We start from the raw sequence: 15,784 nt of genomic DNA, 5'->3' as shown, positions 1-15,784 counted from the left end.
TTTGAACCTCCGGCCTTCGCCTCCGGAGAGGGAAACAACTATACTGTAAACACTACATTTTTTATTTATTTTCTATATAGAACAATGAATTAGAACACCCTGTGTCACTGTAGATCACTCTACATAATTCTAATGATGTCCCAAAATTGTCCCAATTTCAATCTGTTTAAAAGACTGGCCAAGGTCCTCATAAAAGCCTCATAGCAGAAAAATCTCAATAAAATGATCTAAACCAAGCTAGTAGGATATCATTTGTAGAGCAGAACAAACGCATAGATGAACGTTTTTTAATCAGCTGAAACGCTTATAATGACCAATCAATGGTATATTCTCGGTAGAAATAGGTTACTAACAGTCAGCCAAGAAGGCTCAATGTATTGCTATGGGATCAAAAAAACGATATTTTCTTAACTAAATAAGAATATTTATTATACAAATTATGCTCATGTGTTTACCCTGATCTGAAGAGGCTTTTCTTATTAGAACTGAATGGGGAAAGTGAAAGGAGTGACTAATAAAACAATTAGGAATGATCAAGTAGATTTCACAGATATAATAAAGTGGTAAAAAGATCTACCACAGTCAATGAAACCTTATTCAAGCAATTTGAATAGAGTTATAGGCTATATGCTTGTATCAAGTTTAAATAAAAGCCGATCATATACACATTTTTAGACACTTATTTGCAAGCTACCTCATAACAATTAGAGGCAATGCGCTAATACGATAAAAATACTTGGTACGGCCATATAGCTTTCTATTCTTTAGCAGTGAAAATTTTATAGAATACACAGCTATAAATCATACTTACTTAATGCTATCTCTAAAAAACTCACAATATCAGAGATTTTCTTGTTATGTTTTTCATGCATACAATCATTTTTATAATCAAATTTCAATACCGATATTAAAAAAGATCTAGTTCCTACAAGTTTATTTTTAAGCTGATTATTTGCATACTTTACTAGAAATTTATCCTTATTAGGATATTTCAACTCCACCCTTCGAATATCTTCATCATAAATTTTTTTTAAGATAATTTCTGGTTTTTCATCAATCCTTAAGAAGTAACACAACTTAGCATATTTCTTTAATATTTTATTTGACAGCCTAAATTCTCCTTTAGAATCTTGTGAAAGAGTGAAAAAATTAGGCTTTAAAGCGGTTGTATCTATAGTGTAACCATTCAAAGACAAAATATATCTAGATTTTATAGTTTTTTTATTATTTAACTTTAATCCTAGAAGTGATATATAATATGAAATCTCTGAAACAAACTTATCATTATGTATCATACTTTTACTTGAAGAAAAAAGCATATCATCAGCATATCGAGTATATTTCACATTCAATCTTTCACACTCCTTCTGAATTAATATATCAATCCGTCTAAATAAAATATTAGAAAGTGCCGGAGAACTAGGAAACCCCATAGGAAGAATTTTTTTATTTCGAATTGATTTATTTTTATGACTATCTGAAACATTAAATGTGAGAACATTAAAAGCTATCTGATAAGGGGATAATATTTCCTTATTATTAGATTCAGGGAAGATAGATTTTAGAGTTAACTCTATTTCATTTTGAGGTATTGAATGGAAAAATTTTTTAATATCAAGTCTTAAAAAATATTCACTATTTAAATGAGGTTGAAATAAGTCTAAATAGCTACAACCTTTTTTAAAACCAACCGAGCAAAAATTAGTTGGAATTTTTGACAAAATTAGTGAGGTTATTTTTTGATTGATTCTATAATGAGAAGACAAAGGATTTATTGAAAAAACATCATTATCAAGAAAACAAAATTCTCTAACATCTTGTTTAATTGACTTATAAGAGTTTTTTTTATTAGAAAGAATAGCTTGATTAAAATAATTTACACTAATTTCATTCATATTAATGCTTCGACCTGATACAAAGAGCAAAATTACACCAGAGGTGTCGTATAGCGTAATAATATTAACAACTATAATAACGGCAACTAGTAGCTAAGGGGCTATATCAATACAAAGTATTGAAGGGAAGGTCTTTGCCATTCGAGTACTAGACTCCCCCATACCTATCAGGCCGAAGCCGCATTATAATATCATATAAATCGCTAAAATAAAATGAAAATACATTATTAAAGTCTTTTCCAACTTGAATAGACTCATCTTCAATTTCTTTTAAGCAAAAATTTAAATATTCTGTTGCCCACCCATTAGATTTATCAAATGGAGAATGTCTGAATATTTTCTTATCAACAAGTTCATATAAAAAAGCTGAAGTATCACTTACTTTATGAGAAACATTTGATTTATTTTGTTTCCCGCAGGCACTACAAGGAGAATTCTTCTTACTCTTATTTTTTTCGATAATATATTGAGAAAATTCTTTTTTCATTGTAAGCATATCGGTCTTACCGCCTATATATACACGTATATAGTTTAGTAAAACATCCTTATTATATATATTAATTTCATTTATCCGCCCTATCGCCTCTTCGGAATATACCACTTTATCTTTCAACCATTTAAGAAAAAGCACTAAAGATTTTTCATTAACTAAAACCTCTTCGAAAGTAGTCTTATTTATAATAGTATTTTTTGTTTTTAAATAATGATTAATTACACTTATAAAATATTTATGATCTAATGAGGATTTTTGTCTTTTTATATCGGCTAAGAAATCCTTTCCAATATTAGCTCTCATATAACTCAAATTCTTAGTTAATTGTCTATATTTTTCATTATACCCCATATTGTACTTTCGCTCTTCTTTTAATAAAAAAGCCAAACTAAGATTGTCGATTGTTGATAATTCACTTTTCAATAATGGAGTTATATATACTTTCCCATTTTTAATAGAGGACTTATAGCTCAGGGCTTTATCTGCGTCATAAAGATAAAGAAAAGGGGTTGTAGAATTGATTTGAAATGGATTAACCTGTTTTCCATTCTTAGCATCTGCGCATTTATAAACATCAGTCTCTTTTAGTATGGGAAATTTTCTTCTTAGCTCTCTATTACCAAAAACTTCCAGCTCTGTCTCCCCCTCAACGAAGAGGATAAATTTACTAAAAAACAGTCTCGCCTCATTGTCATTAAATCTATTCAAAACCGATTCTGTATTTTTATTTGAATATAATTTTTTATTTATAGTTTTTCCGTCTTTTTTTCTAAATGAAAATATAGATTGATTAGTTCTAAAAGATCTTATTATTTCTTTAACTATATTAGGAGAATGCGTATTGAAAATAATAGTTGATCGTCTATTGGAAATATCAGATTTTGCCCCATATGACTCATAAATTTCTGAAATCAATTCTTCAGACATTTTAGGGTGAAGACCTATTTCAGGCTCATCAACAATAACCAATGGATTTATAAACTCCCTTTTAGATATTTCTATAATTACTTTTAAATATTTTCTGAGATAATGAAAAGTATTAGTGCCATCAGATTGAATTGAAAGTTCACTATCATCAATACTAAACTTATCTCCATCAAGGCCGGATTTTATATACGTCAATATTTTTTCTTTTGAATTACTATGCTTAGTATTTAACACTGAGTTTAACTGATCAATATAGTTTTTATATTGTCCATCTTGCTCACCATTACCAAACTTTTCATCAAAGAAATTTATAACATCATTTGTGTCAATATTGGAAAGCTTAAATGGTTTTAAGCTAGATATAACGTTCCATATGTCATTCCACTCATGCAAATTCATATGCCTTGGTTCTATATGAAAAAATGGAAAGATATATAAAATAACACGCCTTACCTCATCATTTGAACCCTGCCAAACAACCTTATTATCACTGTGAATTTTTAGTGTTAACTTAATTTTATTATCTGAACTAACCAATTCATTATCAGAAGAACTAAATATTTTTAAAATATATCTAAAAAAACCATTAGTATTTGAAGCTTTAGCGATCGATATAATTCTAGAAACATCAAAAACTATAGATATAATTCCATAAGAAGAATAGTTGCTATGTAAAGATGGAGGAAGTTTTCTTTCGTCCTTACCTAACGAATTATAAAAAAAACTCACACATTTCATAAAATTAGATTTACCGGCATTGTTAGTGCCTAGAATACAATTGACATCTTTAAAACCATCTATTTCAAAGTTATCAAAGCTTAGTATATTTCTAATTTCTATAGATTCAATAGACACTAAAGCCATCCTAAATATTTTAGAGATATTTCACATTATTAAATTTTTTTATAATTATATTTATAAAACCAAAGCTAAAGCAGACACACTAAAGTTAAAGCTATAACTATCGAGTACTGAGTAAACATAAACGCCTACAATTAAAATTGATTGAGATTCTAACAGCTATTTAATAAAAATTTTCAATTGAATATATGAAAAATTAAGACACAATTTTTAACTATAGATCGCCACATATGGTTTTCATGATGCCTAAAAAGCAAAAAAAATTCAACATAATAATATTTAATACTCTATATTACTACCCACTATTTCCTTCCTAGCTAAACTAATAACTCACCTTAAATCTATCATCTAAAGAAAATGACGATATAAATTCAGATAAGTATTGTTGCTCTATGTATGCTTCTTCTGAATCAATGCTGTGTAGTAACGAATTCATCTTACGAAATGCAATTGCATTTTTAACGGATTCAGTGATATCAACATCAAACGCCCATGCAACGAACGGAATATCATGGATGTCTCTAAAATATTCTAAAACATCTAAAATATAACTGCTCATTGCTGTGCTGATACCAAAGAGTCGTACTTCTGTGTGACCTGCGGCGAGCACTAAAGGCAAAATTTCATCAGCAAAGCCTTGTTCCTCTCTAGTATCATAAAGGCGTTTACCAAGCCCAATAAACCAAGTTGATAGGTCTTTCTGAGACTCTAGAGCATCGCTTCGCTCCATTAGTGTAGGAAGACCTTTCTCATGACACAGTCGGTCAAATTCATTAAGAAATAGACTATAGATATCTCGTAGTCGCCCTGATTCCATGATTTCTAGCAATGATCTAGGACCCTTTTTAAAATCCTCTTCTGTGACTCCATACTTTTGCTTCACTAGTGACAAGTAAATCGTTGGAACTTTTTTACCATTTTTATAACTTGCCCATTGAGATGAAGTATTACTACTCTCACCTGAAAATGACTCGGCTAACTTTTTGTTATTACGGCATTTTGATACTTTAAATACTTTTTTATACCAAAATCGTGTACGTAATTCATCCAAGCCTTTTCTCATATTGAACTGTTTCCTATGCTTTTGGTTCATTTAATAAATAATTATTTAGATTATAGTTATATAAATACATAAAACAACATATGAGTTACTATAAATGACACAAGAATATATATTATTAAAAAGTAATGAATTAGCTAATTTACTGAGAACAAGCCCAGGTTACATAAGAAATCAGATATATCTTGGAAACGAAGGCAGCACAATACCTTATAGTATAAAACTGGGAAAAAGGCGATTTTGGATTTATGAAGAAGTTAAAAAATGGCTAAAAGAAAAACAAGAAGATAACAAAAATTAATATTTATTACCAAATATTAATATTTGGAAAAATATATTTCATGAGCAATATCTGTCTTGGGCTTGGGTTTTTCTAAGAGCTTGCTCTTAGCCGCGCGTGTATGGAACATACACATAGTCGGTCACTATGTGTATGTTCCATACTACATTATTACTTATTGAAAATGAAAAAGGATAATTAGTTTAAGCGTGCGGAAGTTTTTTATTTTCTGTACTCTGTTCCAGATAAAAATCCAGAGGTAGAAAAAATAGGCCAGATTATAAATCCGGCCTATTTCAATTATTGTGACTTCATCAATTTTGACAATTCTTCTAAAAAGTCATCAACAGTTATTTTTTTATCATGATCCTTATTTGATAAATCATCAAAAATTGAACTATCTATCTTTTCGCATGACAAATCATTAACGGAAAATGATTTATCTTTTGAATCTCCGCCATCTTTATTAGATAGTTCTAAAGTAAGTTTCTTACGTAATTCCATTAATTCGTTGCAAACGTACTTATATTGACATAAAGTATTATTATCTTTCATAATTTTGAAAAGATCATCTATGAGAAATCGATACTCAGCATGTAGCTTATTATAGTATGTATGATCTATCTCAAAATAATCTAACTGCTTCAAATATTGATCTCTAGCAGAAATCAAAGGAAAGTATTCGCGCGGGGTAATATTCATAATGTTTTCACTCTCTCTATTTTATTGTTTTTATATTTTTTTAGATAAATAATAATTTCTTTTAAATTTGCAAAGCTACTAGTAAAATTTTTCAACAATGAAACAAAAGCTTGCTCTTTCTTTTTTAGCTGTGCATCACGTTTATTTAGTTCTTTATTAATTTTTTTGACTAGTAACAATGCTGACTCGATACGTTTATTTTCTATTTCTGCTGACGCTAAACGTTTAGAAGCTTCTTGTTCGATCTTCCATTCTTTCCTCGTCAACCTGCGTCTTTTGGGGCCATCTCTTGTAAGTCCACACTGACTAGCAACATTTGAATAATAATCATCTTGAAATGCTCTCATAGCTTCACTATAAGCTCTCAATTTGATTTTAGCGCTAGACTTATAACCAACTACACTCCTAGCATAAATACCGTCATGAACTTGCCCAATATCTAATCGTCCATTTTCATCTAAATTAGGAACTAGCATGAAATGACAATGCCAGAATGGTTCATCCGAGTGCACAACTACAGACTTTAGTTGATCTCCATATTTTTTCGAAAGAAACTCAATAGTGAGTTTTAACCAATTTTGTAGTTCCTGATTTTCAAATGAAATTTCATCTGTTCGCGCGGGATATGAAGCAACTCCAGCTACAAGCATTAGACCATCTTTTCTAAATTTTCGATTTAAATTATCTTTAGCTATATCTGCTTGATCTTCAGCAGATTTAAGCACTTTCCAAGGGTCTATACCGTGAACTAGAATTGGTTCTTTGATTTGCTTGATATGAGGGCATGCGTCTGTGCTTCTCATTAACTCTTTAAGCATACCTTTAGAACTTTGTCTTTTATTTTTTCGGCTAGGAACACGAGAGTAAGCTTCAATATGAATAAACTGATATCCCGACATAATCCTCTCTCCTGATTCATTCAACACAATATAATATAATTATAACAAATGAATTCTGAGATAGATAATATAAGAATTTATATAAATATCGAATTTATATCAAACTTAATATAATAGAGAGAACAAAAAAAACACTAACAACATATATGACAATAGTTTTTTAAAAAATCTTATATAAATAAAAATATAAATCCATTTCAAATGTATTTTTTAATTAATTTCATATTTATAAAAACAAAATAACCAGATAAATAATATCGAAATTTTTAATTAATTAATTCATAATTCTTACATTATTTTATGCTACCCTTTAACTAATATCTGGCATTGAAATCAAAAAGATATCTTAAAAAAACCATCCTATAAAAATCTTAAAAACAGAAAAAACCCACAAAAACATTAAAATAAACCACAGACTGGATCTTTCGCGAAGCGGAAAAAAAAAGAAATGTTTTTTTGAAATCAATAAAAAAACCAAAAAACCGTTTTTTTTATCCCCCTCCTTCGCAATCAATTAAAGCTTTTGGCTAAAATTAATGCTATCAAACGAGTTGTTGATAGTTGGCTTGGTTTTATCCTGCACACCATTACGGCTTTCACTGGACTAACCTTACTCACTACTACGGGTTCATCTGCCACCCTTAAACACAGTTTAGGTCTGACTGAGTATGGACTTTGCGCTATTTTGCACGCTTCCCCACCTAAGCTGCCGAAGCAGGTTCACTTGCACTGTGTACTGTTAACTTCCTATCGCTTCCTTCAGACCCGCCAACAACTTTCTCGCTTAAGAGCGCCTACTCTTGGATTCTCTTACCCCAGTCGGGGTGAGACAGGTTTCTTTCAACCTGATGGGTTTGCCAGCTTCGCTGGGCAAACAAAAAGGGCTCATTCAAAATTGAACAAGCCCTTTTTTATTAGCGATAACAGCAACTAGTAAGTCATAGACGCATAAAGCCCGTACGTATTTCTATCAATGATTGGAGCAACGACGAGGTTTCTAACACTCTTTCCCATACCAGTAATGACATATTGAACACCCACGGCTAGAGCAGCTCCTGCTGCGACATCGCGCCAGTAATGATATTCACCATGAACACGTGAATAACCCACGTATGAAGCAGCGGCATAAGCTGGCACACCATACGTCCAACCATAGCGCATCTGCAAAAATGCAGCACCTTGAAACGCCGCAGAGGTATGCCCTGATGGAAATGAGTTGTTGTCCATACCGTTTGGTCGCCTTTCACTCACGGCTAATTTTAGTGAATGTGTAGCCACTGACGTCCACAAAGCACCCTCTGCCCATTCGGATGTTCCATCATAATCATTTTTGATCAGTGAAATCATTCCCGCCATTAGTGGAATCCCTATTTGAAGATTATCTCCTGCGCGAACAATGCTGTCATCAGCATGAACTACACTTACATAAGAAACAGGAAATACTAGTAAAGAGATCTTAGATATAGTCTTAAAACCATTAAAAATGATGTTTTTTCTATTTTTGTTGAATTTTAGGCGCAAAAATCCGCCCCAGCTGGTATCAGCAGGGTTACATGAAGAAAGCATTCTAGTTACCTTGTAAGGTTGAATTAATTAGATTTTGAATATCACTTGGTCAGTGTTGTGAAATCATATCTGTGAAATCATTGAAGATCAACAAATGATTTCACAAGATGATTTCACAAGCCATTCAAAATTATTTTCGTTTACCTATATAGGGAGCAATAATGACAAAAGAATGGTTTACAGCAGCAGAACTTGCCGGACTCGATGGTATGCCTACGCACGCAACAAACGTGACGCGAAAAGCAAGGATTGGAAGCTGGCAATATAGAAAAGTTAAAGGATTGAAAGGCTTAAATTTTGAGTATCACGCGAGTAGCTTACCCAAAAAAACTCAAGAGGCATTAAGGTTAGAAGGCGTAACCAAAACAGTGGAAGTTGAAAGAAACGATTCAGATATGGTTACTATTCAAATTTATTCAGCAAAAGCTAAAACGTGGAATAAAGCCAAGTCAGTAGCTTATGTGATGCTACCTGAGCGCTTTTTACCTAAAGGTCTAACAGAGCAAGAGCTCAGTCAGATTTTTGCTCTTGAAGTCTTAGATAATACAATGAAACCAACTATAAGTTTGGGTGAAGTTGTACTAGTATCAAAGAGCACGAGTAAGACAGTATCAACAGGTCTTTTTGTCATAGAGACTAGTACAGAAGTTACTATAAGACGTTTAAAACCTAACGTGGCAGCTACACAGATCAAAGTGTGCTGTGATTCTGACAAGTTTGATGATGAAGTTTTGAGACGGGAAGAGTTTAATACTTCGATTCGGATCATAGGTAAAATTATTGGCTCTTTAGTGAAGCCAGTTCATTAAAATATAGCTCGAAAGACGTTTTTAAACAGCCTTTCGAGTTATTCGCCTTATATTAATTTGACGACACCTAATTTATAAAATTGTCTTATAATAAGCCTTAATCAGTATCCAACGCGAGCAAGTTATTCACTATCTTCATGGTTTCTTGGCTGACAGTTATAACTCGTTGTAGCAGTTCCAGTGGGTGTTTTGGGTTGTTCATGGTCTCAATTGCCCAATCGTTAGCATCCTAACTCACAGGTGAGAATACTCCCACATGAGTGCCGAAATTAATGATCAGAAGGAATGGGGGTAGTAGGTAGCTCTGAAATTATTAACTAGCCGAACCGTCCGAAGTAAAAAACGGACTGCTAGATCTTCAAAGCGTTTCTTTTATCAAGTGCTTGCTAAGACGTCTATAGTGAAGAATACTGGGTGGGGATAGATTGATTTGTCGAATCATTATGCTCTTCACTTCTGTATTAATACTCCCTTTGAAGGTATAGTTCTATCAATTTTAATAGAAAGAAATGTTATATATGGCAACGCAAGCTTTAGTAAACCCAGAACTCTTGAGTTGGGCTAGATATCGTTCTGGCTTAAGTGATAGTGCGCTTGCAAAGAAGCTAAATGTTAAAATCGAGCGTATTGCACAATGGGAACTTGGAGAGGCAAAACCGACATTTAAGCAAGCACAAAGCATTGCTAAGTATACTCATACGCCTTTTGGCTTTCTATTTTTACCTAAACCTCCAAAAGAAGACCCCTTACCTATACCTGATTTAAGAACTGTTGAGCGTCGTGAGGTAGAGCAACCAAGCCCTGAATTACGCGATATAATTACTCAAGTTCTAAAAAAACAGGAGTGGTACAAGGACTACCTTATCTCTAATGAATTGGGATCTAACCCATATGTCGGCTCCATAACTCTAAAAACGCCAATAAACAAAGCTGTTTCTTTAATGCGAGAAGCGCTAGGCGTCGCCGTCCCGATACGTGGAACATGGGACGATTATCAACGAGACCTGATTCAAGGTTCTGAGAATGCAGGAATTTTGGTTATGAGAAGTGGCATTGTGGGAAACAATACACACAGAAAACTTCAAGTTTCTGAGTTTAGAGGATTCGCGATTACTGATGAGTTTGCTCCAGTAGTTTTCATCAACAGCGCTGACGCACCTCCAGCACGACTTTTTACTCTTATTCATGAGCTAGCACACATTTGGCTAGGTAGCAGTGGCATATCTAATTTAGAGCCCTCCAACTCAACTGAAGAAAAATACTGTAATCAAGTTGCTGGTGAATTCCTTGTCCCTGAGAGTAATCTTGTTGAAATGTGGAGCGAGGTAGAATCTATAGCTACAAACTGTGCGACTATTGCCTCTAGGTTTCATGTTAGTAAACTAGTTGTTGCAAGGCGTGCTGCTGACGCTGGAGTTATATCCAGAGTTGCTTACTCCGATTTTTATAGGGCTGAACTCGAAGCTTTCCGAAACAAAGAAGGCGTTGGTGGAGACTTCTACAGAAGTGCTGGTGCTAAGAATAGTATATTGATGTCTCAAGCCGTTATTTCTGAAGCTCGAAGTGGAAGACTGTTATTAAGAGATGCAGGCCGCTTACTGGGAGTATCTCCAAGCGCTCTAAAAACGTACGCGAGTAAAATGTCACTATGAAGTACCTTTTAGACGCAAATACCTTTATTGAAGCCAAAGGCAGATACTACAGCATGACTATTTGCCCAGCTTATTGGCAATGGCTGCTTCAAGCTCATGAAAAGCAAGAGATTGAGAGTATTAAAATGGTCAAAAATGAGCTAGAAAATGGCAATGATGAGTTAGCGCAGTGGGTAAAAGATAATTCACAAATTTTCATCTCTGAATCAGATGCAGCAATTCAAACTTGCTTTGCCACGCAGGTCGCACCTACCGTTTATAGTATGACCCACATGAAAGATGGTACTCACGCTGAATTCATGTCAGGTGCAGACCCTTGGCTTATTGCTACAGCTATGGCCACAGGAGCAACAATTGTGACTCAAGAAGTCTATAAACCAGACATAAAGAAGAAAATTCATATTCCAAATGTCTGTGAAATTCTGGGAGTACATTACATGAATACCTTTGAAATGCTACATGATCTTCAAGCAGAATTTGTTTTGCCTGTTGCATAAATTCCATCGATGTACTTGTGACCTTATAACATTTCGACAACTAGCTAACCTAAAATGCTTATCTGTCGTGACGTTTTTAAAATCAATTTACTTTTGTGTTACTAATCAATCTTTATAAGTAAAGTAACTAACGTAGTTTTGCCCCTAAATACGGGTTAAGAATAAAAAACTCGTTCAGTTTTAACAATTCCAAATAACTATAAGCACCGCCCGTCAAAGTGCTTTCTAAAATGCGCGACATTCAAGGCTTCGCCTGTGGTACATTTTACCAGTTTATTGGTTGTATACTTTGAAGCTTGTGACCAGATGTTGTCGCTTAGCTACTTAAAGAATAATATCTTCGGATTGTAGCGTCTATGTCGATGGTTTGGATAATGGTTACTTTGTATTAAACAGATTATATGACGTCGAATGTGTAGGAAGGAAAGTAGCCGAAAGCGCCATCGGTCTTGTGCTAAAAACAAACTAAGTTATTAAATAGTATTAAAATCGTTGTTACTCGAACCATCTAGTCGTTGTCTCTTGTTATATTCCGTTGATAACACACCGGCATAAAATAATTTATTGTATAAAATATCAATTCTATGTTAGGAGAATTTTAATGTCATTTCTGAAAGATAATTTAGAACAATTACAATCTAAAGCTAAAGAGAGGACTGTGAAAACACAAACAATTGAATATGATCTAGAAACAATAGTAAAAAAAATAAGCAAAAAAATCATAAAGCTAAATCCTGACTATCAAAGAAAACATCGTTGGACCAATGAAGCATCTTCAAAATTAATTGAAAGCCTTATATTGAATATCCCTGTTCCTTTTATATATATTTCTCAAGATGTTGATGTTGATGATGAGATTGACGATGGTATTTCTAGATTTTCTGTTATTGATGGCCAACAAAGATTAACAGCTATTTATAATTTCTTTAATAATAAGTATCAGCTTAGTGATTTAGAAGTTCTTACACCGCTCAATGGTTGCTATTATAAAGACCTTCCACCTTTCCTTATTCGAAGACTAGAAGAAAGAGCTATTCGCTGCCTAAGAATTGATTCAACAATAGACCAACAAGTTAAATACGATATTTTTGAGCGTCTAAATTCAGGTTCTGTAAAGCTAGAACCACAAGAATTAAGAAATGCAACATGTCGCGGTCCATTTAAAGAACTAATAAAAGTATTATCAAAGGACAAGATTTTTTTAAACAATGCGAACTTATCAAAAGACAGTAAGCGTATTATAAAAATGGAAGATGAAGAACTTGTATTACGATATTTCGCTGTCACTTACAAAGATGGATATAAAGAATATAAGGGAGGATTTAAAAAATACCTTACAGACAAAATGATTCAATTCAATAAACTTTCACATAAAGAGCTTAAAGAATTTAAAGATGAGTTTGAAGGTGTAATGCTTCTTTTAAACCATTCAATTGGAGACCTTCCATTCTCAAAATATCGATATATTAACAACAATCTTGAACGAATGTCTAAATATAATGTATCTGTCTTTGATGCAATAATATGTCTAGGAAAAAAAGCTTACTTAGAAGAAAAAACCCTCAGCAAAAATAAAACTCTAGGTTTATTTAAAAATAAAGATTTTTTTAATGCTTGTGAAGGCAGTGTTAATGATGTAAGTAAAATTACTACTCGTATTAAAATAGCTTTGGAAACACTCTAAATGGCAACATTCATCAATAGCTACACTATTCAAATTGAAGAGCAATGGAAGGAAGTTAACCTATTAATTGATAAAGCTCAACATTTTATTGAAAGTGATGTGGATTTTCATAATGCTTTATGTCGTTCAGCTTCGATTTTAATAGTTTCACATTTAGAAGGTTTTATAAAAGATTTGGTCAAGAACTTAGTTCGAGATTTAAACCAAAATAAAAAATATAACGACCTCCCAATAGCTATAAAACGTAACTATTGTAAAAAATACTTGGGCTTTGACGCTTCAAAGTTTAATAATTATGATATTTTGATTGACGAAATGGTTCTTGAATTTTCACAATATGAGGACTTCAAAATAAGTCATGAAGCATTCTTATTTGATAAAAATAGAAATCCAAAACCAGAGTCAATTAAAAAAGTACTAGAAAGATTAGGTATACAAAATATTTTTAAGCTATTGCATAATTCACTTTTTGATAAATGTTTTGAATCAGGAAATAAAACAACACATTTACTAAAACGAATAAAATTAATTGTTAAGTTAAGCACTAACAAATACCCATATAAAACCAACCTGGCACAATTCAAACTTTCTCCTGAGAATTATGGCAACTCTAGAACTTTGTGGGAAACATATCTAGACGACATTAATACTATCAGGCATTCAATTGTTCACGGAAATTCATTTTCCAACAACGTAACAACCAATCAATTAAAGGAAAGACAAGAACAAGCATATATTCTTCAGCTGGCAATTATTTACTGTTTATGTAACAAATCCTCTTAGATATATAATATGAATAAATACCTTTTCATTTCACTTAATCCGCTTTTTATTAATATTATTCAAAACCCCAAAGAATCATAACAAATTAGCGTACTAATCAACGCAAAAAAACGTCTAATCCTCTCCTTTAAAAAAAGAGGATTCATAACCACTGCCAATTCATCGGTAGCATAAAGCGACCTAAAGCCTCCAACCAAAAAACATTAATTCTTTACCCTATCACGCTATCAAAATTAATCTTTTCAACTAAGTTTTCAGCTTTTAAGTGTGTGTAGTTACGCAGCATTCTCAGGTCTTTGTGACCCGTTATTGAGCTCACTTCCATGATGTCCAATCCCTTCTCAAAAAAACGTGAGGTCGCTTCATGACGAAGGTCATGAAACCATAAGTCTTTGATGCTCGCGCTATCACAAACGCGACGAAATGCTTTAGTTATTGAGTCTGCTTGTATATCAAAAACACGACCATTGAGATTTCTTGGCAACCTTAACAAGACATTTAGAGCGATATTCGACAATGGGATTTCTCTGTCTTCACCATTTTTTGTGTCGACCAGAAAAGCGGTCGATTTTTTAAGGTCTATGTTTTGCCAGCGCAGGCGCTGAATCTCACCACGTCTTGCACCAGTCTCAAGAGCAAGCTTTATAATTGATTCAATAAATCCACCGTACCTACAAGCGCTTTCTAAAAGTACAGTTTCTTCGTCATTAATAAGCCTACGATTTCTTGAACTTCCTTTCGGCGGCAGCTTCACTGAATCTACAGGGTTTCCTCGCGGTAAATGTATATCCCACTCAGTAAGTGCTAATTTTAAGATACGTCCCAGTAATGAAATATCCTTTCGTACTGTATCGCCTTTTACGTACTCAAGTCGCTCGTCTCTGAACTCTCTTACCATTGCTGGCGTTAGCGCAATTAAGAAAAGATGACCAAATTCTACGTTTAAACGCTTAATTCTAGAGTTATGATCGGCAATAGATTTTTTCTTCGGCACTTCTTCATCCAAGTATCGCTCAAAAATGCTATTTAGTGTTGTTGTCTCTGCTACAGATAAGGAAACATAGCTTCCTTTATCCATCTCAGACTCAACGTCCCTAGCCCAGCGTTGGGCGGCTGCTTTGGTGGGAAATGTCTTTGAAACAGTCGAAAAACCTTTCTTTCTGACTTTAGCTTGCCACTGCTTGTCGTTTCTTTTTGTTATTGTCGCCATGTCTAAAATTCCTCTTCCATCGTCAAGAGAAAAGATGCTGTGTGCACAAATTCGCTTAGACGTGCTTTGTCTAACAACAAGGATGAAGAAATTAGTAAACTGAATCGATGAACCATTTTTAGACAAAACAGTTCATTTTTTTGAAAGACGAAATTTAGACGCATGAAAGAGCCCTCATAAAAAGTTTTTTAGGAGGTGTCCCAATTTTGTCCCATGAAGAAAAAATGTGATGTGCCGACCTAAAGAAAAATAAAGTTTATTTTCTTATAAAGTCAGTAAATACGTGGGTTACAGGGTTAGTGGCCATTATTAAAATGGTACGCCCGAGAGGATTCGAACCTCCGGCCTTCGCCTCCGGAGGGCGACGCTCTATCCAGCTGAGCTACGGGCGCATTGCGTGGGCTTGTGACCCCTGAAAGGGAGTAGCCGCGATGTAATTTTGAGTGGCTATTCTAAAGGAAAATGC

General features: G+C 33.4%; 13 protein-coding genes and 1 tRNA gene. 6 read left to right on the top strand and 8 right to left on the bottom strand.

Annotated features, from left to right (window positions below):
* Positions 1 to 794: 794 nt before the first annotated feature.
* The 3 genes from AC0VYG_RS03455 to AC0VYG_RS03445 all read right to left on the bottom strand — a co-directional run bounded on the left by AC0VYG_RS03455 (position 795) and on the right by AC0VYG_RS03445 (position 5,239).
* The gene (locus AC0VYG_RS03455; protein ID WP_475430956.1) at positions 795 to 1,895 is read right to left on the bottom strand and encodes a reverse transcriptase family protein; all 1,101 of its coding nucleotides are present in this window, start codon (positions 1,893 to 1,895) and stop codon (positions 795 to 797) included.
* A gap of 148 nt (positions 1,896 to 2,043) precedes the next feature.
* Positions 2,044 to 4,170: a retron Eco8 family effector endonuclease gene (locus tag AC0VYG_RS03450; protein ID WP_475430955.1), complete on the bottom strand. Its 2,127-nt coding sequence runs from the start codon at positions 4,168 to 4,170 to the stop codon at positions 2,044 to 2,046.
* 328 nt (positions 4,171 to 4,498) lie between these two features.
* A complete protein-coding gene (locus AC0VYG_RS03445) occupies positions 4,499 to 5,239 on the bottom strand; it encodes a hypothetical protein (protein ID WP_475430954.1) in 741 nt (246 codons plus the stop codon).
* A 94-nt stretch (positions 5,240 to 5,333) separates the two neighbouring features.
* Here AC0VYG_RS03445 and AC0VYG_RS03440 point away from each other — a divergent pair, with 94 nt between their 5' ends.
* Complete coding sequence (locus tag AC0VYG_RS03440; RefSeq protein ID WP_475430953.1) at positions 5,334 to 5,537, top strand: hypothetical protein; 204 nt, start codon at positions 5,334 to 5,336, stop codon at positions 5,535 to 5,537.
* A 279-nt stretch (positions 5,538 to 5,816) separates the two neighbouring features.
* Here the strand turns inward: AC0VYG_RS03440 and AC0VYG_RS03435 are convergent, their stop codons facing one another.
* From AC0VYG_RS03435 to AC0VYG_RS03425, 3 genes are all read right to left on the bottom strand, one after another.
* On the bottom strand, positions 5,817 to 6,218 hold the full coding sequence (locus tag AC0VYG_RS03435; protein ID WP_475430952.1) for a hypothetical protein: 402 nt from the start codon (positions 6,216 to 6,218) through the stop codon (positions 5,817 to 5,819).
* Positions 6,215 to 7,117, bottom strand: coding sequence for a plasmid recombination protein (locus AC0VYG_RS03430; RefSeq protein ID WP_475430951.1), 903 nt, complete (start codon positions 7,115 to 7,117; stop codon positions 6,215 to 6,217). Before AC0VYG_RS03430 ends, AC0VYG_RS03435 begins: the two co-directional genes overlap by 4 nt.
* 930 nt (positions 7,118 to 8,047) lie before the next feature.
* Positions 8,048 to 8,683, bottom strand: coding sequence for a phosphatase PAP2 family protein (locus AC0VYG_RS03425; protein ID WP_475430950.1), 636 nt, complete (start codon positions 8,681 to 8,683; stop codon positions 8,048 to 8,050).
* Positions 8,684 to 8,844: 161 nt separating this feature from the next.
* Between AC0VYG_RS03425 and AC0VYG_RS03420 the strand changes: the two genes are divergently transcribed.
* The 5 genes from AC0VYG_RS03420 to AC0VYG_RS03400 all read left to right on the top strand — a co-directional run bounded on the left by AC0VYG_RS03420 (position 8,845) and on the right by AC0VYG_RS03400 (position 14,108).
* Complete coding sequence (locus AC0VYG_RS03420) at positions 8,845 to 9,492, top strand: helix-turn-helix domain-containing protein (protein ID WP_475430949.1); 648 nt, start codon at positions 8,845 to 8,847, stop codon at positions 9,490 to 9,492.
* Between the two features lie 518 nt (positions 9,493 to 10,010).
* The gene (locus tag AC0VYG_RS03415; RefSeq protein WP_475430948.1) at positions 10,011 to 11,144 is read left to right on the top strand and encodes an ImmA/IrrE family metallo-endopeptidase; all 1,134 of its coding nucleotides are present in this window, start codon (positions 10,011 to 10,013) and stop codon (positions 11,142 to 11,144) included.
* On the top strand, positions 11,141 to 11,641 hold the full coding sequence (locus AC0VYG_RS03410; RefSeq protein ID WP_475430947.1) for a DUF4411 family protein: 501 nt from the start codon (positions 11,141 to 11,143) through the stop codon (positions 11,639 to 11,641). Before AC0VYG_RS03415 ends, AC0VYG_RS03410 begins: the two co-directional genes overlap by 4 nt.
* 601 nt (positions 11,642 to 12,242) lie before the next feature.
* Positions 12,243 to 13,325 (top strand): GmrSD restriction endonuclease domain-containing protein, encoded by a 1,083-nt coding sequence (locus AC0VYG_RS03405; protein ID WP_475430946.1) that lies wholly within the window; start codon positions 12,243 to 12,245, stop codon positions 13,323 to 13,325.
* Positions 13,326 to 14,108 (top strand): HEPN domain-containing protein, encoded by a 783-nt coding sequence (locus AC0VYG_RS03400; RefSeq protein ID WP_475430945.1) that lies wholly within the window; start codon positions 13,326 to 13,328, stop codon positions 14,106 to 14,108.
* A 211-nt stretch (positions 14,109 to 14,319) separates the two neighbouring features.
* On the opposite strand, the gene AC0VYG_RS03395 is transcribed toward AC0VYG_RS03400, so the two are convergent.
* Entirely contained in the window at positions 14,320 to 15,318 is a 999-nt protein-coding gene (locus AC0VYG_RS03395) for a tyrosine-type recombinase/integrase (RefSeq protein WP_475430944.1), read from the bottom strand.
* Positions 15,319 to 15,633: 315 nt separating this feature from the next.
* Positions 15,634 to 15,710 (bottom strand) — tRNA-Arg (locus AC0VYG_RS03390).
* Positions 15,711 to 15,784 lie beyond the last annotated feature (74 nt).

The sequence above is a fragment of the Marinomonas sp. 63XJN7_7_ISO-PGPR-S23-202 genome (assembly GCF_056173505.1).
The sequence above is the reverse complement of the archived record's forward strand: the minus strand, read 5'-3'. Positions and strand labels throughout refer to the sequence as shown.